At 59.5% G+C, this 20,117-nt stretch carries 16 protein-coding genes; 8 read left to right on the plus strand and 8 right to left on the minus strand.

The window, feature by feature from the left end; translation table 11 throughout:
* Positions 1-38: 38 nt before the first annotated feature.
* Together zapE and ACA061_RS16790 are read left to right on the plus strand one after the other, a co-directional pair.
* Positions 39-1,184, plus strand: coding sequence for a cell division protein ZapE (gene zapE, locus ACA061_RS16785; protein ID WP_497299664.1), 1,146 nt, complete (start codon positions 39-41; stop codon positions 1,182-1,184).
* 437 nt (positions 1,185-1,621) lie between these two features.
* Positions 1,622-2,935 carry a leucine-rich repeat-containing protein kinase family protein gene (locus tag ACA061_RS16790; RefSeq protein ID WP_497299665.1) on the plus strand — a complete coding sequence of 438 codons (1,314 nt, stop codon included), beginning with the start codon at positions 1,622-1,624 and terminating at the stop codon, positions 2,933-2,935.
* A gap of 126 nt (positions 2,936-3,061) precedes the next feature.
* Here ACA061_RS16790 and ACA061_RS16795 read toward each other — a convergent pair whose 3' ends face one another.
* A complete protein-coding gene (locus ACA061_RS16795) occupies positions 3,062-3,766 on the minus strand; it encodes a YebC/PmpR family DNA-binding transcriptional regulator (protein ID WP_042559931.1) in 705 nt (234 codons plus the stop codon).
* Positions 3,767-3,988: 222 nt separating this feature from the next.
* Here ACA061_RS16795 and ACA061_RS16800 point away from each other — a divergent pair, with 222 nt between their 5' ends.
* Positions 3,989-5,392, plus strand: a complete 1,404-nt coding sequence (locus ACA061_RS16800; RefSeq protein WP_497299666.1) for a type VI secretion system Vgr family protein — start codon at positions 3,989-3,991, stop codon at positions 5,390-5,392.
* Between the two features lie 223 nt (positions 5,393-5,615).
* On the opposite strand, the gene ACA061_RS16805 is transcribed toward ACA061_RS16800, so the two are convergent.
* Entirely contained in the window at positions 5,616-7,007 is a 1,392-nt protein-coding gene (locus tag ACA061_RS16805; protein ID WP_210699723.1) for an FAD-dependent oxidoreductase, read from the minus strand.
* A 73-nt stretch (positions 7,008-7,080) separates the two neighbouring features.
* Positions 7,081-8,406, minus strand: a complete 1,326-nt coding sequence (locus ACA061_RS16810) for an MFS transporter (protein WP_210699722.1) — start codon at positions 8,404-8,406, stop codon at positions 7,081-7,083.
* A 270-nt stretch (positions 8,407-8,676) separates the two neighbouring features.
* Here ACA061_RS16810 and ACA061_RS16815 point away from each other — a divergent pair, with 270 nt between their 5' ends.
* Positions 8,677-9,549, plus strand: a complete 873-nt coding sequence (locus ACA061_RS16815) for a LysR family transcriptional regulator (protein ID WP_115147298.1) — start codon at positions 8,677-8,679, stop codon at positions 9,547-9,549.
* A 122-nt stretch (positions 9,550-9,671) separates the two neighbouring features.
* On the opposite strand, the gene ACA061_RS16820 is transcribed toward ACA061_RS16815, so the two are convergent.
* Entirely contained in the window at positions 9,672-10,532 is an 861-nt protein-coding gene (locus ACA061_RS16820; protein ID WP_210699721.1) for a LysR substrate-binding domain-containing protein, read from the minus strand.
* Positions 10,533-10,644: 112 nt separating this feature from the next.
* Here ACA061_RS16820 and ACA061_RS16825 point away from each other — a divergent pair, with 112 nt between their 5' ends.
* The gene (locus tag ACA061_RS16825; RefSeq protein WP_497299668.1) at positions 10,645-11,754 is read left to right on the plus strand and encodes a 2-aminoethylphosphonate--pyruvate transaminase; all 1,110 of its coding nucleotides are present in this window, start codon (positions 10,645-10,647) and stop codon (positions 11,752-11,754) included.
* Positions 11,755-11,898: 144 nt separating this feature from the next.
* Positions 11,899-12,726: a phosphonoacetaldehyde hydrolase gene (gene phnX / locus ACA061_RS16830; protein WP_497299669.1), complete on the plus strand. Its 828-nt coding sequence runs from the start codon at positions 11,899-11,901 to the stop codon at positions 12,724-12,726.
* Between the two features lie 109 nt (positions 12,727-12,835).
* On the opposite strand, the gene ACA061_RS16835 is transcribed toward phnX, so the two are convergent.
* The gene (locus tag ACA061_RS16835; RefSeq protein WP_497299670.1) at positions 12,836-13,507 is read right to left on the minus strand and encodes a hypothetical protein; all 672 of its coding nucleotides are present in this window, start codon (positions 13,505-13,507) and stop codon (positions 12,836-12,838) included.
* A gap of 325 nt (positions 13,508-13,832) precedes the next feature.
* Here ACA061_RS16835 and ACA061_RS16840 point away from each other — a divergent pair, with 325 nt between their 5' ends.
* Positions 13,833-14,381 (plus strand): cytochrome b, encoded by a 549-nt coding sequence (locus ACA061_RS16840; RefSeq protein ID WP_150605476.1) that lies wholly within the window; start codon positions 13,833-13,835, stop codon positions 14,379-14,381.
* 293 nt (positions 14,382-14,674) lie between these two features.
* On the opposite strand, the gene ACA061_RS16845 is transcribed toward ACA061_RS16840, so the two are convergent.
* The 3 genes from ACA061_RS16845 to ACA061_RS16855 all read right to left on the minus strand — a co-directional run bounded on the left by ACA061_RS16845 (position 14,675) and on the right by ACA061_RS16855 (position 18,781).
* On the minus strand, positions 14,675-15,589 hold the full coding sequence (locus tag ACA061_RS16845; RefSeq protein WP_210699719.1) for a 1-aminocyclopropane-1-carboxylate deaminase/D-cysteine desulfhydrase: 915 nt from the start codon (positions 15,587-15,589) through the stop codon (positions 14,675-14,677).
* Positions 15,590-15,788: 199 nt separating this feature from the next.
* Positions 15,789-16,157 (minus strand): hypothetical protein, encoded by a 369-nt coding sequence (locus ACA061_RS16850; protein ID WP_150618326.1) that lies wholly within the window; start codon positions 16,155-16,157, stop codon positions 15,789-15,791.
* 584 nt (positions 16,158-16,741) lie between these two features.
* Positions 16,742-18,781, minus strand: coding sequence for an oxidoreductase (locus ACA061_RS16855; RefSeq protein ID WP_210553104.1), 2,040 nt, complete (start codon positions 18,779-18,781; stop codon positions 16,742-16,744).
* A 208-nt stretch (positions 18,782-18,989) separates the two neighbouring features.
* Between ACA061_RS16855 and ACA061_RS16860 the strand changes: the two genes are divergently transcribed.
* The gene (locus tag ACA061_RS16860; RefSeq protein WP_210553105.1) at positions 18,990-20,117 is read left to right on the plus strand and encodes a carbon-nitrogen hydrolase family protein; all 1,128 of its coding nucleotides are present in this window, start codon (positions 18,990-18,992) and stop codon (positions 20,115-20,117) included.

The following is a 20,117-nucleotide window of genomic DNA, read 5'->3' on the forward strand; positions in this document are numbered from 1 at the left end:
CCGCCGCGCCGGCTCGACGAAATACGGAGTGACCGCCAGTGCCCGCCCAACCACCGAAACGATCGCGACTGACCCAGCGCTGGCCGGTGCTGCGCCGTTTGTTCGGCAAAGGCAGGCCCGCCAACGCCGGCCATGACGCCAACGCCCGGTTGATCCGCGATTACTTCCGGGACAAGGCCAACGGCCAGGGTTACACCCTCAGCCACAGTCAGCTGCGCGTGATCGACTGCATGGCGCAGCAGGCCAGTCTGCTGTTCGGCGCAACAGCGCAAACCCCACCGAGTCTGTATCTGTACGGCAGCGTGGGGCGCGGCAAGAGTTGGCTGCTGGACGGCTTTTTTCAGGCACTGCCCATTGCGCAGAAACGTCGCCTGCACTTCCATGAATTCTTTGCGCAACTGCATCAGGGCATGTTCGACCATCGCCATCAGGACGATGCCCTCGCCACCACGCTCGATGCACTGCTGCTGGACTGTCGGGTAGTGTGTTTCGACGAGTTTCATGTGCATGACATTGGCGACGCGATGCTCATCACCCGACTGTTCAAGGCGCTGTTCAAACGGCGGATTCTGCTGTTGGTGACCTCCAACTATCCGCCCGAAGGCTTGCTGCCCAATCCGCTGTACCACGCCCGGTTCAAACCAGTGATCGAGCTGATCAACTCGCGCATGCAGGTCATGGAAGTCGGCGGCCCTCACGACTACCGCAGTCAGATGCGCAGCCATGCGCATCAGGTGTTCACTCAGGGCCTCTACGTGTGGCCAGCCACGCCCGCTCAGCGTGAGGCGCTGAACCTGCCGACAGAGGATGCGCCAGCCATTTCATTAACCGTTGGCTCAAGGGCGTTTCGCGCACGTTTTTGCGAGGACCGCCGCGTCGGCTTCACCTTCGCTGACCTGTGTGAACAGCCGACGGCCGTCATGGACTATCTGCAATTGTGCCGCCGCTTCGACCACTGGATCATCGACGGACTGCCGGAACTGGACGAATGCTCGATTGCCGCGCAGCAGCGGTTCATCAACTTGATCGACGTGCTCTACGACCAGGACAAACACCTGACGTTGCTCGGTCGATTGCCTCTGGGCGAAAGCCTGGCGGGTCAGGTTACCGATCTGGCCCGGACCCGCAGCCGGTTGGGGCAGTTGCAGGAAGAACACAGCACGGACAGCTCCCACAGGGACTGAGTTTACTGAGCGCCCCCTGTAGGAGCTGCCGCAGGCTGCGATCTCTTGATCTGTTTATTAACAACCAAAATCAAAAGCTCACAGCCTTCGGCAGCTCCTACAGTTGAAATGTGCGAACGCCCGGAGCGAAGGTACCCGAGCCACAGCGAGGGCCGAACGTCAGGGCGCAACCCCAAGAGGCCATTACCGCAGCACCGGATATGTACCCAATCAGCAAAAACACCATCAACAGAGCGGACGCCTTCGCGAGCAAGCTCGCTCCCACAATTGAACGGAGCAAACCTGCAAAACACTCGTCGGCTGAAAAATAGCTATCGCCAGCAGGCTGGCTCCCACAGGGTTTTGTAGCGTTTTCAAGATCCGAGAAAATTTCAAACAACAGCTTTGCCGCTATCATGTCGCCCATTCCCAGCGACCCCCTTATTGCGAATTCCCATATGCACACCCTTGCTCAATTGCGCGCCGGCGAATTGTCGGGCATCACGCGGCTGGACCTGTCCTGCGGCCTGACCGAGTTCCCGGCAGAAATCTTCGATCTGGCCGACACCCTGGAAGTCCTCAATCTCAGCGGCAACGCCTTGAGCTGCCTGCCGGATGACCTGCATCGCCTGACTCGATTGCGCGTGCTGTTCTGCTCCGACAACCAGTTCACCGCACTGCCCGCCTGCCTTGGCCAATGCGCGGCGCTGACGATGATCGGCTTCAAGGCCAACCGCATCGCCGACGTACCTGGCGCTGCCCTGCCACCGCTGCTGCGCTGGCTGATCCTGACGGACAACTGCATCGAAACACTGCCGAGCGAACTGGGTGAACGTCCACACCTGCAAAAACTCATGCTGGCGGGCAATCGCCTGCAATCGTTGCCGTCTTCGCTGAGTCATTGCCACCGGCTGGAACTGCTGCGCATCGCCGCCAACCAGTTGACCGAGTTGCCACACTGGCTACTGACGTTGCCGAGCCTGACGTGGCTGGCCTACGCCGGCAATCCGCTGGAAACCGAAGCCGACGCCGCGGCTCTTGAAGCGACACCGCAGATCGACTGGTCGGCGCTGCGTCTGGAGCAACAACTGGGCGAAGGCGCCTCCGGGGTGATTTCCCGGGCGATCTGGCAACGCGCCGATGGTGCGGTGACGCCGGTTGCGGTGAAGTTGTACAAAGGCGAAATGACCAGCGATGGCTCACCGCTGCACGAAATGAACGCCTGCATCACGGCTGGGCTGCACCAGAATCTGATTCGAATTGAAGGTCGCATCCACGGCCATCCCGACGGCCAGCAAGGTTTGGTCATGCAACTGATCGATCCGAGCTTTGCCAACCTGGCTGGATTGCCGAGCCTGGCGTCCTGCTCGCGGGATGTCTACGCCGAGGATTGCCGCTTCAGCGCACAGGTTGCACTGCGCATTGCCATGGGCGTTGCGTCGGCGGCTGAGCATCTGCATCAGCAAGGCATCACCCATGGCGATCTCTATGGACACAACATTCTGTTGAACGATCAGGGTGACTGTTTACTCGGGGATTTCGGCGCAGCGTCGTTTCATGCCACCACCGACAGCATGGAAACGCGCGCGCTGCAGCGCATTGAAGTACGGGCGTTCGGGGTCTTGCTGGGGGAATTGCTGGCGCGGATCGACTCGGGACTGAGTGATGAGCGACGTCAGGTGCTTGAAGCGCTGGAGCGGCGATGCTGTCAGCCCGATGTGCTTGGGCGGCCGGGGTTCAGTGAAGTGATTGAGGTATTGCAAAAGCCGTGACCGCGGCGCGATCAATCGCGGGCAAGCCCGCTCCCACAGGGTTTGCGGCGATCACGGAATTAGTGCACGACGCCATACCTGTGGGAGCGGGCTTGCCCGCGATGGCGGCTCTACTGAATAAACAGATCAGCCAGCCAGACCGACGAACATATCCTGCACGTCATCATGGTTGTCGAGGCCTTCGAGGAACGCTTCAACCTCAGCCATCTGCTCATCGCTCAAACCGCTGACCGGGTTTTTCGGCTGGTAGCCAAGCTTGGCCGACAGCACGGTGAAGCCTTGTTCCGGCAGGGCTTTCTGCACCGCGTCGAGGTCGGTCGGATCGGTGATGAACAGGGTCGCGCCCTCTTCACCCGGCTCGAAATCCTGGGCACCGGCTTCGATGGCGGCCATTTCCGGATCGGCGTCCGGAGTGTCTGCCGATGCTTCGATCATGCCGACGTGGTTGAAGTCCCAGGCCACCGAACCGGAAGCGCCCAATTGGCCCTTGCGGAATGCCACGCGGATTTCCGCCACGGTGCGGTTGATGTTGTCGGTGACGCACTCGACAATCAACGGCACCTGGTGCGGGGCGAAACCTTCGTAGGTCACGCGGTGGTATTGCACGGTTTCGCCCAGCAGGCCCGCGCCTTTCTTGATTGCGCGGTCGAGGGTTTCTTTCGGCATCGAGGCTTTCTTGGCCTGTTCGACCACCAGACGCAGGTGCGCGTTGGTCGCGGTATCGGCACCGTTGCGCGCAGCAATGGTGATTTCTTTCACCAGTTTGCCGAAGATCTTGCCCTTGGCATTGGATGCCGCTTCTTTGTGTTTAACCTTCCACTGTGCGCCCATTACTCACTCTCTTGATCTGTGGCGCCGAGACATCTATTGGCCGACGCGTGGCGCCAAGTTTATACGGCCTAAAGTCGGCAATCGACCAAAAAAAATCCAATGTGGAATCGACATCTTCACCAGAGCTTGTAGGGCGATTCTGAAAACACCCTTTGACATGACCATTCCGCGCCACGGTTTCGTACCCTCTGAGGCCCGTATTGCCTGACAGAGCCTGTTCGAATGCTCAATGACAAGGAAAGTCCGTTTACCCTCACCCTGACCGACAGTGGGTTATGCCTGCCGGTGGTGCGTTTCAATGGCGAGGAAGCGCTCAACCAACCCTACCGTTTCGACATCGAACTGATCGGCCTGGCCCCCGCCGTGACGCCGGGCACGCTGGTGCAGCAACCGGTATTTCTGCGTCTGGACGACCATCACGGCATTCACGGCATGATCGACAGTGCCAGCTGCGAACATCGCGGGGCGCACCGCATCGGCTATCGACTGATCGTGGTGCCGGCGCTGCAACGGATGGCGCAGCCGTGTAAACGGAGGGTGTTCGTGCAACTGAGCGTGCCGCAGATTCTTGAACAGTTGCTCGCTGAAAACGCCCTGCCGGCCGACAGCTTCCGAATTGAAATGACCGTGGGTCAGTATCCGGCGCGGCCGTTCTGCGTGCAGTTCGAGGAAAGCGATCTGGCGCTGCTGCACAGGCTTTGCGAAGAAGAAGGCATTCACTATCACTTCGAGCACAGCACGGAGGGGCACGTTGTCGTGTTCGCCGATGACAGCCTGAGTCTGCCGCAAGAACCGGCATTGGTGCCGTTTATGGAGGATGAGCAAGCGTCCTCGCCCTGTGTCCGTTCGCTGTACCAGCACCACCACGCCGCGCCCATCCCCACTCTGCACGCCGTGCGCAATCGAGGGCTCCAGACGGCCGATGGGGATGCGGCCAATCAGCCCCCGTCAAAACCGTCGCTGCCGGTGCCTTCGCCGCAGCAACGCCACAGTGAACAACGCAGTCGTCGCCATCTTGAACGACAACGTTGCCAACATCGTTCAATCAATGGCCGCAGTGACTGCGTCGGTTTGCTCAGCGGGCACTTGTTGCAAGTGACGGAACATCCCATCAGCCAGTTCAACGAACAATGGCGGATCACTACCCTGCGCCATCACGGGCAACACCCGTCGATTCTCGACCCGGCACCGACGGTGCACCGTTACTACAACGATTTCACTGCCCAACCGTGGTCAACCGACTTTCGCCCGCCACTGCAGCAACCGCGCCCGAGCATTGCGGGCTATCACCTGGCGCAAGTGCTGGGAACACCGGGGCAAGCTGCGCGGCTCGACGCGCAAGGGCGGATTGCCGTCAGGCTGTGGCCATCACAATCGCAATCGCCACCAGTCGCCGACACCGACGCCATCTGGCTACCCATCGCCATGACCCGGGCCAACGGCCGAATCGCACCTTATGATTTGCCCAGCGTCGGCAGTGAAGTGTGGGTGAGTTTTCTCGACAGCGATCCAGACCGGCCGATCCTGTGCCTGGGCACCACCCGCAACCCCACACCCCGCGAAACACCGTCCGCGACTGACAGCAGTCTGTTGCTCGACTGGTTGCTGAATCGCGCCAGCCCATGACTTCAGCCATGCCTATACCTTGTAACTGCAGCCCATGATTTGACCCTGTGAGATCCCTTGTGGTGAGGGGATTTATCCCCGTTGGGCTGCGAAGCGGCCCCAGTCCAGACAGCCTACGTTTGACTGACGCACCGCATCGAATGGCTTTGGGGCTGCTTCGCAGCCCAACGGGGATAAATCCCCTCGCCACAAAATCAGTCACCGACCATTGGATCTGATTAACTCAGCCCTTGTCAGCCTTGCCCGCCGCCGCGGCGAATTTCGCCAGGCGTACGTCCAGATGCCGGGGCCGGTGGCCATGGTCTTCGGCGCGCTCCTTGCGGCGGATGGCGTTACGCACCATCAACGATCCCAGGTAGCGGATTGGCTCCGGCGGAAAATACCCCAGCGGCCCGTTGACCAGCGGCGAGCGCGTCCATGGGTTATCCAGCCCCTGCACCAGCGACGCAAGTATCTGCCCGCCCATGTGACACGGGCCGACGCCGCTGCCGGAATAACCGAAACCGTAAAACACATTGCCGCTGCTGCTCATCTGACCGAAGAACGGCAAACCGGTGACCGAGCGATCTGACGGGCCGTTCCAGGTCGCGTCGACTTTCACGTCAGCAAACGCCGGGAAAAAATCGTCAAGGCTGCGCTTGAGCAGGCCCGCGTAGGGCGACGGCTGATCGAACACCGGCAACATCCGCCCGCCAAAGGCGAAGGTGTTACCACCCTTGCCGAGCATGATCCGGCCGTCCGGGGTGTTGTGGTAGTAGTGCACGAAAATCCGCGAATCGAGCACGGTGACGCCGCTGGTCAAGCCGATTTCCTGCAACAGATCCGGACGCGGTTCGGTGATCAGCATGTCGCTGGAAACAATCGCCACACTGCGTTCGAATTGCGGGAAGGCGCGGGCCATCCACGCGTTCATCGCCAACACCACGCGGTCTGCCTGCACATTGCTGTTGGCCGTGCGAATGCGTGCTGGACGGCCCTCCTCCAAACCGGTCATTGCCGTGTTTTCGTGAATTTTCACGCCCAACTCCAGTGCTACACGGCGCAACCCGCGCACCAGTTTGCCGGGTTGCACACTGGCTGCTGCCGGAGAAAACCAGCCCTCCAGATGCTTGCTGGAACCGGCCATGCGCTGCACATCAGCCACCGGACGCTGAGTGAACGAGTTGATCCCGTTGCGCTCAAGCGCAGCGATTACCGCGTCAGTCGAACCGACCTGCGCACGGTTGGTCGCGGTATAGAGCGTGCCATCGAGCCGGTAGTCGGCATTGACGCCGTACTGCTCGCAGAACTCGCCGATCGCATGAATGCTGCGTTCGGATTCCTTGACCAGACGCACCGCTTCCTCGACGCCGAACAGGCGTTCCAGGGTGAAGTATTTGGCCGACCACGACAGCGCACACCCGCCGTTACGCCCACTGGCGCCAGCGCCGCAGATGTCGGCTTCGATCAGCAGCACATCGAGTTCGGGGTTTTGTTGCTTGAGCATGATCGCCGTCCACAACCCGGTGTAACCACCGCCGACGATGCACACGTCGGTGCGCACCTCGCCCTGCAGCGGCGGGCAGGTTTCGGAGGTGTCGGCCTGCAGGGCCTGCTCCAGCCAGAACGGTCTCATGGGGTTTCTCCAGTCAGTTGGCCACGGCACAGCCTGCCGCGAACACCGCAGCAGGCCGCGAGGCAAAGGGTTTTCAGTTACGTAGAGGTTTGATCGTCAAGGGGCAGTTGGGGATGGACGCGCGCGGTTCCATGAACCCGACCGGACGGCTGTTCCAGTGCGGAATCAACACCAGCGCCGAAAACAGTGCGCAACCGGCGAAGACGATGAACACTGTCACCGTGTCGAAGTAGCCCGGCAGCAAGCCGCCAAGCACGGCGCCGACCGAGCCGCAGCCGTTGACGAATCCGGCAGCGGTGGCCCCGGCCTTGGCCTTGCCGAAATCGATGGCGGCCGCGCCGCTGATCATCGAGTCGGGTCCGTACAGGGTCAGGCCCATGACAAACAGCAATGCGACCACGATCAAAACACTGCCCGTTTGCAAGGCAGCCATGAACAACGCCAGCGTCACGGTCAGCGCCAGCAGACTGATCACACAGGCTGGCATGCGCCGAGCGCCGAACAATTTGTCCGAAGCCAGCCCGATCAGGATCGGCCCGAGCAACCCGGCCAGTTCGAACGAGGTGGGGATGATCGCAGCACCGACCTTGCCGACGCTGGGCATCTGTTCAAAGACGATCACCGGGCCCCACAGCAGGATCGCGTAACGCGCCGGTTTCAACATGAAATACGCCAGGCCCAATACCAGCACCGTGCGATTACGCAGAATTTCCTTCAACGGCTCCCAAACGCTGAGCTTGCTGTTGGCTTCGGTCTCTTCGGCGCTTAACACAGGCTCCGGTTCCACCGCCGGCAGGCCGACATCTTCCGGTTTGTCGCGCTGGAAGATAAAGAACAACACCGCCACCACCGCCACCACTGCGGCACTGGAAAAAAACGCCGCGTGCCAACTGCCGATCAGCGTGTAGGCCCACCAACCGGCGAACGGTGACGCCACCAGCCCACCAAATGCGTAGCAGGAACTCCACAAGCCGAGCACTCGCCCGCGCTGCTTGGACGGGAAGAAACTGCCGAGGTTTTTACACAAACCCGACCATCCCGTGGACTGCGCCAACCCTTGAATCAACATGCAAGTGGCGAAGATTGGCAGCGTGGCGAAACTGCCCATCACCAGCGCCGCCGCCGCAGAAATCAGCAAGCCTCCGAACACCACAACCCTTGGGCCGAAGCGGTCAGCGAGCATGCCCCAGGTGAATTGGCCGATGGCGTAGGCGGCCAGATAGATGGCATCGAGGTTGGCCATGGTCATTTTGTCGAGCATGAAATTCGGGTCTTCGCCGATGCCCAGTTTGGCCACCGAAAACGCTTTGCGAGTGAAATAGAAAGCGGCGTACGCAAGCCAGGTAATCGCAAAAATCTGCATGCGCCAACGCGCAATGGTGCCGATGTGCTTGTTCATTGTGGTTCTGACCTCAGGGTGTGAGTGTGCCGGCAGAATCGTTAAGTAAACGCCTGTGTTTTTTATTGTTGAGCACTGCGATATCACCCCATCCCTTATGGCGATACCGGTCAGATGAGTCCTGCTGTTGCACGCACAGGCTCATGGCCAGCGCCGCTGTTCCATCGAGCAGTCGGCGCTGGCGTGAGCCGATCAAAGCAATTACTGTTTAATAAATAAAATCGATTTATCGTATTTCACACATAAGCTCAGCTTTTAACTGGAGCCGCCATGTCAATTTCCCACGCCCAACTCAAAGCGTTCCACGCCGTGGCCGTGCATGGAAGCTTCACCAAAGCCGCTCAGCGCCTTTTCCTCACGCAACCGGCGATTTCCGACCAGGTGCGCAAACTCGAAGAACGCTTTGGGGTTTTGCTGTTTCATCGCAATAAACGCTCGGTACGCCTGACCGATCTGGGCGAGCGCTTGCTGGCGATCACCCAGCGCCTGTTTGTGATTGAAGCGGAAGCGCAGGAGTTATTGCAGGAATCCCAGGCCTTGCAGACCGGCAGCCTGATTCTGGCGGTGGATGCGCCGGTGCATGTGCTGCCGCAGATCGCGCGGTTCTGCGAGCGCTTTCCAGGCATCAACGTGAAAATCGAGACCGGTAACACCGATGAATCGTTGTTTCGCCTGTTCAACTATCAGGCCGATCTGGCGCTGCTGGGGCGTGATGTCAGCGATGAGCGCTTGCTGTGCGTACCGCTGCGCAACGATCCGATGGTGGCGTTTGTTTCGCGCAATCACCCGTGGGCGGAGCGCGAGTCGATCTGCCTGGCGGACCTGGATGACACGCCGCTGGTATTGCGCGAACACGGTTCGGTGACCCGGCAGACGCTGGAGGAGGAAATGGCCCGGGCGGGGTTTCGCATTCGCCCGGCGATTCAGGTCGAAGGCCGGGAAGCGGCGCGCGAGGCGGTGGTGGTGGGGATTGGTGTGGGGGTGGTCTCGGCGGCTGAATTCGGTGCCGACTCAAGGGTTTGCGCGTTGCCGATCACTGACTGCACCCGACGCTTGACCGAGACCTTGGTGTGCTTGCGCGAACAGAGTTCGCGGCGGGTGGTGGCGACCTTTCTGGATATGGTTCGCGAAAGCCTGGTGTAACCAGTGCTGGCCCCATCGCTGGCAAGCCAGCTCCCACAGGGGTTTCAGCCGTTAACAAATTGTGTGTACACCAGAGAATCCTGTGGGAGCTGGCTTGCCAGCGATGAGGGCGCCACGGTTTATCAGGCCGGCGCCAATCCAAAAAACGCCTGAATCAAACGCAACTCCCGCCGCCGCTCCATGCAACCGATCATGTGCCGATTGACCAACCCCTCCCCGACAATCGGAATTGCCACCACCCGTGGGTCGTGGCTGACTTCCACCGATGACACCACGCCAACGCCCAACTGCGCGGCGACCGCCTCGGTCACCGCCTCACGACTGTCCAGCTCCAGCAACACGCGCGGATTAATCGACGCCTGCGTGCAGGCCAGATCAAATGTGCGCCGGGTAATCGAACTCGGCTCGCGCAGCACCATGATCACCTGATCAAGTTCCTTGAGTTTCACCTCGGCGGCACGCGCAGCCCACGGATGCCCCTCTGGCACCAACGCGCAAATCCGCGATTCGCTCAGTGCTTGCAGATGCAGTCCCTTGCGCGGTTCGACTTCGGTCAGCACCGCGACGTCGGCGTGTTCCGACAATAACGCCGCCAGGGTTTCCTGAGCGTTGCCTAGACGCAGATTCACGGTGATCCCCGGATAGCGCGCACGCAAACTTGCGAGCATCGGCATCACCATGTGCGGGCCGTCCGCCGCCACTTCCAGCCGCCCGGTCAGCAACTGGCGGTTGGCCTCCAGCATGGTTTGCGCTTCTTCCGCCAAACCGAACATTGCGCGGGTGATCGCCGCCAGTTTGGTGCCCTCCTCGGTCAGTTCCACCCGTCGCGCAGTGCGTCGCAACAAAGTGATCTGGTAGTGCTCCTCCAGCGCTTTGATGTGCCCGGTCACTGCCGGCTGGCTGATGAATAACCGTGCGGCGGCTCGGGTAAAGCTGCCCTCGCGCGCCACGGCATCGAAAGCGCGCAGCTGAAACAGGTTCATGAATAACTCTCACTGATGGCTGGCATAACAACAAACAATTTGATTGATGCAACGGCAAATTGCAACTTAGGCCCCGTAGCTTCATCCCACAGCGCTATCCGAGGACACACGAATGAGTACCGCCGAACCCATCCTGCTCACTCCCGGCCCGTTGACCACTTCGGCCCGTACCCGCCAGGCGATGATGGTCGACTGGGGGTCATGGGATGACCGCTTCAATCAACTGACCGCCAGTCTCTGCGAGCAATTACTGGCGATTCTCAACGGCGCCGCGACCCACCACTGCGTGCCATTGCAAGGCAGCGGCACCTTCGCGGTCGAAGCGGCGATCGGCACGCTGGTGCCACGCGACGGCAAAATACTGGTGCTGATAAACGGCGCCTACGGCAAGCGCCTGGCAAAAATCTGCGAAGTGCTCGGCCGCTCGTTCAGCACTTTCGAAACCGCTGAAGACGAACCGACCACCGCCGACGACGTCGACCGTCTGCTGCGCGCCGACAGCGACATCACTCACGTCGCGCTGATCCACTGCGAAACCAGCACCGGCATTCTTAATCCGCTGGCGGAAATCGCTCACGTCGTCGAGCAACACGGCAAGCGCCTGATCATCGACGCCATGAGCTCCTTCGGCGCGCTGCCGGTGGATGCACAGCAAGTGCCGTTCGACGCGCTGATCGCCGCGTCCGGCAAATGCCTGGAAGGCGTGCCGGGGATGGGTTTTGTCTTCGCACGCAAAGAGTCATTGGCAGCAGCCGCCGGCAATTCGCACTCGCTGGCGATGGACCTGTTCGACCAGCACGCCTACATGATGAAGACCGGGCAATGGCGCTTCACCCCGCCGACCCACGTGGTCGCGGCGCTGCACGAAGCCCTGCTGCAATACAACGAAGAAGGTGGCCTGCCGGCGCGGCATGCGCGCTACGCCGCCAACTGCCAGGCGCTGATGGATGAGATGGGCAAACTCGGTTTGCGCAGCTTTCTGCCAGCAGCGATTCAGGCGCCGATCATCGCGACGTTCCACGCGCCGAATGACCCGCGTTATCAGTTCAAGGACTTCTACGAACGGGTCAAGGCCAAGGGCTACATCCTCTATCCCGGCAAACTGACTCAGGTCGAAACCTTCCGCGTCGGCTGCATCGGTCATGTCAGCCCGGACCAAATGCGCGAAGCGGTCGCAGCGGTGGGCGAAGTGCTGCGCGAGATGGAAGTCCTCGAAATCTGAACCCGCCACGAATCCCCTGTAGGAGCGAGCCTGCTCGCGATGAGGCCCTGCCAGCCAACGCAGATGCTGAATGAATAACCACCATCGCGAGCAGGCTCACTCCTACATTTTGAATTGCATTGCCAACATAGGATTTTCAACATCATGAATTACGCAAACCCAACCAAGCTGCAAGCCGCCATCCTCGACTGGGCCGGCACCGTGGTCGACTTCGGTTCCTTCGCCCCGACGCAGATCTTCGTCGAAGCCTTCGCCGAATTCGACGTTCAGGTTTCCATCGAAGAAGCTCGCGGCCCGATGGGCATGGGCAAGTGGGATCACATCCGCACCCTGTGCGATCAGCCGCAGGTGGCCGAGCGTTACCGCAAAGCGTTCGGCCGCACGCCGACCGACGATGACGTTACCGCCATCTACGAGCGCTTCATGCCGCTGCAAATCGAGAAAATCGCTGAACACTCGGCGCTGATTCCCGGTGCGCTGGACACCATCGCCAACCTGCGCCAGCAAGGCATCAAGATCGGTTCCTGCTCCGGCTACCCGAAACAGGTGATGGATAAAGTCGTCGAACTGGCCGCCACCAACGGCTACATCGCCGACCACGTGGTCGCCACCGACGAAGTGCCGAACGGCCGCCCTTGGCCAGCACAGGCATTGGCCAACGTCATCGCACTGGGCATCGACGACGTCGGCGCCTGCGTGAAGATCGACGATACCGTGCCGGGCATCCTTGAAGGTCGCCGGGCCGGCATGTGGACCGTGGCGCTGATCTGCTCGGGCAACGCGCTGGGCCTGGACTACGAGGGTTACCGTGCCTTGGCCAGCGATGAACTGGCCAGCGAACGCGAGCGCATCCACGCCCTGTTCGCAGGATCGCGCCCACACTACATGATCGACACCATCAGCGATCTACCGGAAGTTATTGCCGACATCAACAAGCGTCTGGCCAACGGTGAAATGCCGCAATCCTGCTAACTTTCAATAAAAAAACACCGCCGACTGGAAAGCCAGTAGGCGGTGTTTCTGTTTTTACTGATTGAGAGATGGACAAATATTCGCCCACACAAGTTAGACAACCGCAAACTTATCCGGCAATAAGATTACCTTGCGCATCGTAGGCGAGGCCGTCTGGATATCGGGTACTGCCGTCAGGAAGTTGCTCCGTTCCATCTTCCCAAACTATGCGCCCATCAGGGTATTGGATCGTATTATCCGACCAGATAATCCGGCCATCGGGAAACTCGACACGACCGTCCTGATGATGAATAACGCCATCCGGGCCCTTGAGAGAGTTTTTACCCGCATCGATCAGACTGCCATCCGGAAGGGACGCAGAGCCATCAGTATTGAGGATTCCGCCCAGACTGATAATAAGTGTCGCCAGAGCAACCGGATCAATATTGAAGTTGATGGTCGGCCACGGCATGGGTGGCCTTTTCGTTGCAACAGGTCGGCCAGTACCGTTGGGAGTTTTAGGTTTGGGTGGCGAAACGGGCCTGGCTGGTAAAACGGGCTTGACCGGTGGTTTAACTGGCAAAACAGACTTAACCGGTTTTACGATGGGTTTGACGGGAGGCTTGACTGGTAAAACAGACTTGATGGGGGGCTTAACCGGCAATACAGGTTTGGACGACACTGGTCTGACGACTGGTTTTGGCTTGAGAACAGGTCGTTTGCCCATAGCCTTTTTAACAACATAAGCATTTTTATTTTTATTAGAGAACATAAATAATCCAATTAAAAAATTAAACAACATTAATACCCCCAAGCCACTAGTTGCAGCCGAGGACTTACCCACACACTAAACAGCACAACACAACCCGGCAACCCAAAGTCAAATACAGAATATAAACAACAAGCCGTTACACCAATATTAATTATTCAAAGCCACACTACAAAAACAATTAACACCCCTTTAATACAGTCACTCCACGCAACGTCATTGAATACTTACAGGTCGCGCCAACGCATTAAAAAAACTTCGACCATTCAGAGCAAAAACACGCCATCGGGTTTACAGTTAACGCATGCCGTCGTCCAAGAACGGCACGTCTTAACCCTGATCTGTGAGGAAACACCGGATGCCGTGGACAAGTTCCGAATCTCGCTACAGCACCGTGTCGGTCGTGCTGCATTGGCTGATGCTGGTGTTGTTGATATTGGTGTACGCCAGCATGGAATTGCGCGGCTTCTTCCCCAAAGGCAGCGGCGGACGCACGCTCATTCGTGAAGTGCATTACATGCTCGGTCTGACCGTGTTCGTGCTGGTGTGGTTTCGACTACTGGCCCGAAGCGTCGGCGCGGCACCGAAAATCTTCCCGGCCTCGCCCCAGTGGCAAACGCTGTTGGCGCGGCTGATGCACTGGGCGCTGTACCTGTTCATGATCAGCATGCCGATTCTCGGCTGGTTGATCACCAGTGCCGAGGGGCATCAGGTGATGTTCTATGGCTTCGATCTGCCGCTGTTGGTGGGTGAAGACAAAGCCTTCGCCAAGCAGGTGGAGTATTGGCACGTGCTGATCAGCACCGTCGGTTACTGGCTCATCGGGCTGCATGCGCTGGCGGGGCTTTATCACCACTATGTGGTGAAGGACAACACGCTGTTGCGGATGATGCCCAAGCGCGGGTGATCCCGTCTCAGGCACTGCAAGAACCCTGTGGCGAGGGGATTTATCCCCGTTGGGCTGCGAAGCAGACCCAAAACCTCAAGACGCGCTGAATCAGGTTTAACTCAGTTGCAGATATGGGGGGCTGCTTCGCAGCCCATCGGGGATAAATCCCCTCGCCACAAATAAGTCCCTTGGTCCCAGTAGATCTCCATTCCACATTAAATCCCCTGGCCACAGTAGATATCCATTCCGCACTTAATCTCCTGGCCACAGAAAAACTCCTTGGCCTCAGGTAGATCCCCTGCCACAAAAGCTCAGCTCCCTACAGAATGAGTGTTGAACCCCCGCCGCCCTTGCAATCCGCCTGTATGCACGAAAATCAAGCGCGTGCCGGCGGCGAATTTACCCGCCTCGACCTGCTGCTTGAGCGCCAGCAAGGCCTTGCCGGTGTACAGCGGCTCCAACGGTACGCCGCAGTCCAGCTCGGTCTGTGCAATGAACGCCAGCAATGCCGAATCAACCTTGGCAAAGCCGCCGCGACTGGCATCGATCAGCTCATAGTCAGCCCAGCCGGATCCCTGCAGGATCGACTCCACTTGCGCCGCCACGCCGTGATCCTCAGGCACCGCCAACGCGCCGTAAAGCGGATGTGCCCCCGCCTCGGCGAGTACCAGCCCGGCCAAGGTCGTCCCGGTCCCGCAGGCCAGCCACCAACCGTGATAATCGCGCCAACCCAAACGGCTCAATTGCGCATCGACCTGCGTTTTGATCGCGGCACAACCCAGCGCCCCGACTAATCCGCCACCGCCCTCCGGCACCGCATACAAATTTGGATACTGCGCTCGCCACGGCTCCCAGAACCCCGGTTCATGTCGCGCCCTATAACCGCCGTAACCCAGCCAATGCAGGTGCATGCCGTACGCTTGCAGATCGACGACGGTTGGCGTTTCCTGCGGATGACCGCGCAGCAGCCCGACCGTTTGAAACCCCAGACGCTTCCCCGCCGCCGCCAGCGCATGCAAATGATTGGAGTGCGCGCCGCCGAGACTGATGATGCCTTCGGCACCGTTGCGATCGGCGGCTTTCAGATGTTCAACGAGTTTGAACCACTTGTTGCCGCTGATCAGCGGGTCGATTTGATCGAGGCGTAAAATGGCGACCTCGACGCAGGCAGCGGTGAGCCAGTCGAGTTGCAGGAGTTCAAGAGGAGCTTGCGCAGGCAAAAACATAAGCACCGCATGACCTGAAAAAGATCACAGTCTACCAGCCACCGAAATCCCTGTAGGAGCTGCCGCAGGCTGCGATCTTTTGATCTTGTTCTTGAAAAACGAAGATCAAAAGATCGCAGCCTGCGGCAGCTCCTACAGGGGGTTTGTTCGTGTTCGTAACCGCAATCAGTTGATCAGAGTTCCGGTTGCGCGGCCATGATCAGGCGGAAACCAGATCACCCTGCACGTTGTAGCGCAGACCGTCCGAATACTTGATCGCCCCGTCTGCCAGTTGCTCGGTACCATCAGCCCAGACAATACGTCCATCGGGATATTCGACGGTGTTATCCGGCCAGACGATGCGCCCATCCGGATGCCCCACCCTGCCGTCGACGTACTGAACAATGCCGTCCGGGCGCATCACCGCGGTCTGCTGCGCATTGACCAGACTGTTATCGATCAGCCAGACGGAGCCATCGGGATAGGTGTGGGAGGTAAAGTTTTCAAGCAGTTTCTTCAGCGCCAACGGGTCATCGTTGATGTTCAGCGGTGGCCAGTCTTTGGTTGCCCATGTACCCGGTGGACACACTATGAGTCCTGGCAATACCGGGCCATTGCCGCTCCCACCGGGAACTTTGATAAGCGGCTTGGGTGGCCGCGGTGAAATGACTCGGGCCTTGGGCTCACCCCTGACCGGAGGCTTGGTCCGTATCCCTGTAGCATTCGGGGCGGAAGGCTTGGCCCGAACCCCGGGAACATTCGGGGCGGGAACAGGTGACTTGGCCATGACCTTGCGAACGACGTTGACGTTTTTGAGCGTATGGATAGCCATTTATAAATCCTTTTATTCAGGCATGTAATTGATTGGGCCACTGAGCATTGATAGACCTCCAGTACTCACGGCACACCCACCATAGCCATCGGCCCCATACCGCTCAATTGTTTAGCCAATACAGAATATGAACAATATCTGCTTACCATTCTGCTGATTCAGATCGCGGACAATCTGCTAGCGAATGGGACTTATCGACTTTTCATACATACCTGCCAGGCAAAAAAATCCCCTGTAGGAGCTGCCGCAGGCTGCGATCTTTTGATCTTGAAAAACGAAGATCAAAAGATCGCAGCCTGCGGCAGCTCCTACAGGGGTTATCCGTTACCGGTGGCCGTTGATCAGAGTTCAGCTGCCAGACGCGATCCCTGATTTATCGCACGCTTGGCATCCAGCTCCGCCGCCACATCAGCACCGCCGATCAGGTGCACGTTCTGCCCGGCCGCCACCAGGCCATCGTGCAGCTCACGCAGAGGGTCCTGCCCCGCGCAGATCACGATGTTGTCCACCGCCAGCAACTGCGGCTCGCCGGTTTCGCCGATGCGGATGTGCAGGCCTTCGTCGTCGATGCTCAGGTATTCAACACTGTTGAGCATTTGCACCTGCTTGTTCTTCAGCCCGGTACGGTGAATCCAGCCAGTGGTTTTGCCCAAACCGTCGCCAACCTTGGTTTTCTTGCGCTGCAACAGGAACACTTCGCGAGCCGGCGCGTGCGGCGCAGGTTTGATCCCGGCCACGCCGCCACGCGCTTCGAGGTGGGCGTCGATGCCCCACTCCTTCCAGAACGCCGCGCGATCCTGACTGGTGGCAATGCCTTCGTGAACGAGGAATTCCGAGACGTCGAAACCGATGCCCCCCGCACCAATCACCGCCACGCGTTTGCCGACCGGTTTGCGCTCGAGAATGACGTCGAGATAGCTCAGCACCTTGGCATTTTCAACGCCCGGAATCGCCGGAGTGCGCGGCGCAATACCCGTGGCGAGGATGATTTCGTCGTATCCGCCATCAACCAGTTTCGCGACGTCGACGCGAGTGTTCAGGCACACCTCAACGTTAGTCGTTTGCAGCTTGCGCTTGAAGTAGCGCAGGGTCTCGAAAAACTCTTCTTTGCCCGGCACACGCTTGGCGATGTTGAACTGGCCACCAATTTCGCTGGCGGAATCGAACAACGTTACCTGATGGCCACGCTCGGCAGCGACGGTTGCGGCGGACAACCCGGCAGGGCCGGCACCGACCACGGCGATTTTCTTGATCTGTTGCACCGGCAGATAGTTGAGCTCGGTTTCGTGGCAGGCACGCGGGTTGACCAGGCAACTGGTGAGTTTGCCGCCGAAGGTGTGGTCGAGGCAGGCCTGGTTGCAGCCGATGCAGGTGTTGATCTCGTCAGCGCGACCTTCGGCAGCCTTGTTGACGAAGTCCGGATCGGCAAGAAACGGCCGCGCCATCGAGACCATGTCGGCATCGCCTTCGGCGAGAATCTGCTCGGCGATTTCCGGGGTGTTGATGCGGTTGGTGGTGATCAGCGGAATGCTCACCGAGCCGCGCAGCTTGGCCGTAACCTTGCTGAATGCCGCACGCGGCACCTTGGTGGCGATGGTCGGAATACGCGCTTCGTGCCAGCCGATGCCGGTGTTGATGATGGTCGCACCGGCCTGCTCGATGGCTTTGGCGAGGATGACGATCTCGTCCCAGGTGCTGCCGCCTTCGACCAGATCAAGCATCGACAGACGGAAGATGATGATGAAGTTCGGGCCGACCGCCTCTCGTACGCGGCGTACGATTTCCACTGGCAGACGCATACGGTTTTCGTAGCTGCCGCCCCAACGGTCGGTGCGATGGTTAGTGTGCGCGGCGAGGAACTGGTTAATGAAATAACCTTCCGAACCCATGATTTCCACGCCGTCGTACTCGGCGGTTTGCGCCAGCACCGAACAGGTGACGAAATCGCTGATCTGCTTCTCGATGCCTTCCTCGTCCAGCTCTTTTGGCTTGAACGGGTTGATCGGCGCCTGAATCGCGCTCGGCGCGACCTGTTTAGGGCTGTAGGCATAGCGACCGGCGTGGAGGATCTGCATGCAGATCTTGCCACCCGCCTCGTGCACCGCGCGGGTCACGATGCGGTGTTTGAGCGCTTCTTCCTCGGTAGTCAGTTTGGCCGCACCGGAATACACACCGCCCTCGTCGTTCGGGCCGATCCCGCCAGTCACCATCAGGCCGACACCGCCACGGGCGCGTTCGGCAAAGTACGCGGCCATGCGCTCAAAGCCACCCGGTTTTTCTTCAAGGCCGGTGTGCATCGAGCCCATCAGGGTGCGGTTGCGCAGCGTGGTGAATCCCAGGTCCAGCGGGGCCAACAGGTGCGGGTAATGAGCGGTGGTCATCGGTAACTCCACAACGAGCAATCACGGAAAAAGTGCGGGAGCTCTGCGTCCCCCGTCATTCTTGTTCGACAGACTAAGAGTCGCATCGCTGTCACTCAATGACCGTAACTGACAAGTTAATGATCTAAATGCGCAGCGCCCCTTGGCAAGCCAGACCATGCGCCCTACCCTAGTCGCCATACCCTGTACCCGGTCGTTGTTGGTTTTCATGCGCAAACTTTTGTACCTGTTTTTTTCCATGGCCCTCGTTGCCGTCCTTACCACCTACGCCATGTGGGCGGCAGACCGGCCGGCGGGGCATTACCTGTCGGACCTGCGCATCAAACTGGCGGTCGATCAGGGCACGCCCGCCGACCGAGGCAATCTGCTGGGCATCCAGCCGGAACTGTTCCCCACCGACTACCAAAGCCCCGCGCGCCTGCGCCGCAAACTCGCGGCGTACTTGCAGCAAGCGCAGGATCAAGGCTTGTTGAATGACAAGACCGTGGTGGTGTTGCCGGAACATGTCGGCACCTGGTTGATGATCAGCGGCGAAAAAGACGAGCTCTATCAAGCCCCCACCCTCGCCGAGGCGATGAATTGGCTGGCGGCGAGCAATCCGTTGTTGTTCGCCCGTGCCTGGCTCAGCGCCAAGGGCAAAGACCGTCTCGACGATGCCCACCTGCGCATGAAATCGCGCAGCATGGCCAAGGATTACCAGGCACTGTTCGGCGGTTTGGCCAAGGAGTTCCACGTGACGCTGGTGGCCGGCTCAATCGTTTTGCCCGAGCCGAGCATCCGTGACGGCCAGCTCAAACCCGGCAGCGGTGCGCTGTACAACAGCAGCGTGGTCTTCGGTCGCGACGGTGCACCGCTCGGACAGCCGCAGCGGCAGCTGCACCCGGTGTTCAGCCAGCGTGATGTCATCCAGGCCAATGAAAAAATCATCAACGTTGTCGACACACCGGCCGGGCGTCTGGGCGTACTGATCGGCAGCGACAGTTGGTATCCGGATAACTACCGCAAACTCGACGAGCAAAATGCCCAGCTGGTCGCCGTGCCGGCGCAGGTATTCGGTCATGGTGCATGGAATCAGCCGTGGCGTGGCTATAAGAGTTCGAGTACACCCGGCTCAGTCAGTCTCAAGCCGGGTGAAGTCAGCGAAGGCCAGGCCTGGCATCGCCTGACCTTGACCGCGCAACCGCCCAGCAGCCATGCAGTCGCCGGCATGAGTGTGTTTCTGCGCGGGCAGTTCTGGGATAAATCAGGCGCAGGCCAAAGCTTCCTCAACAGCAACGGCCAGCAGTTTGCCGACGGTGACGCCCGTGGCGCACGTATGCTGAATATCTGGTTGTAA

The sequence above is a fragment of the Pseudomonas sp. LBUM1668 genome, assembly GCF_059695715.1.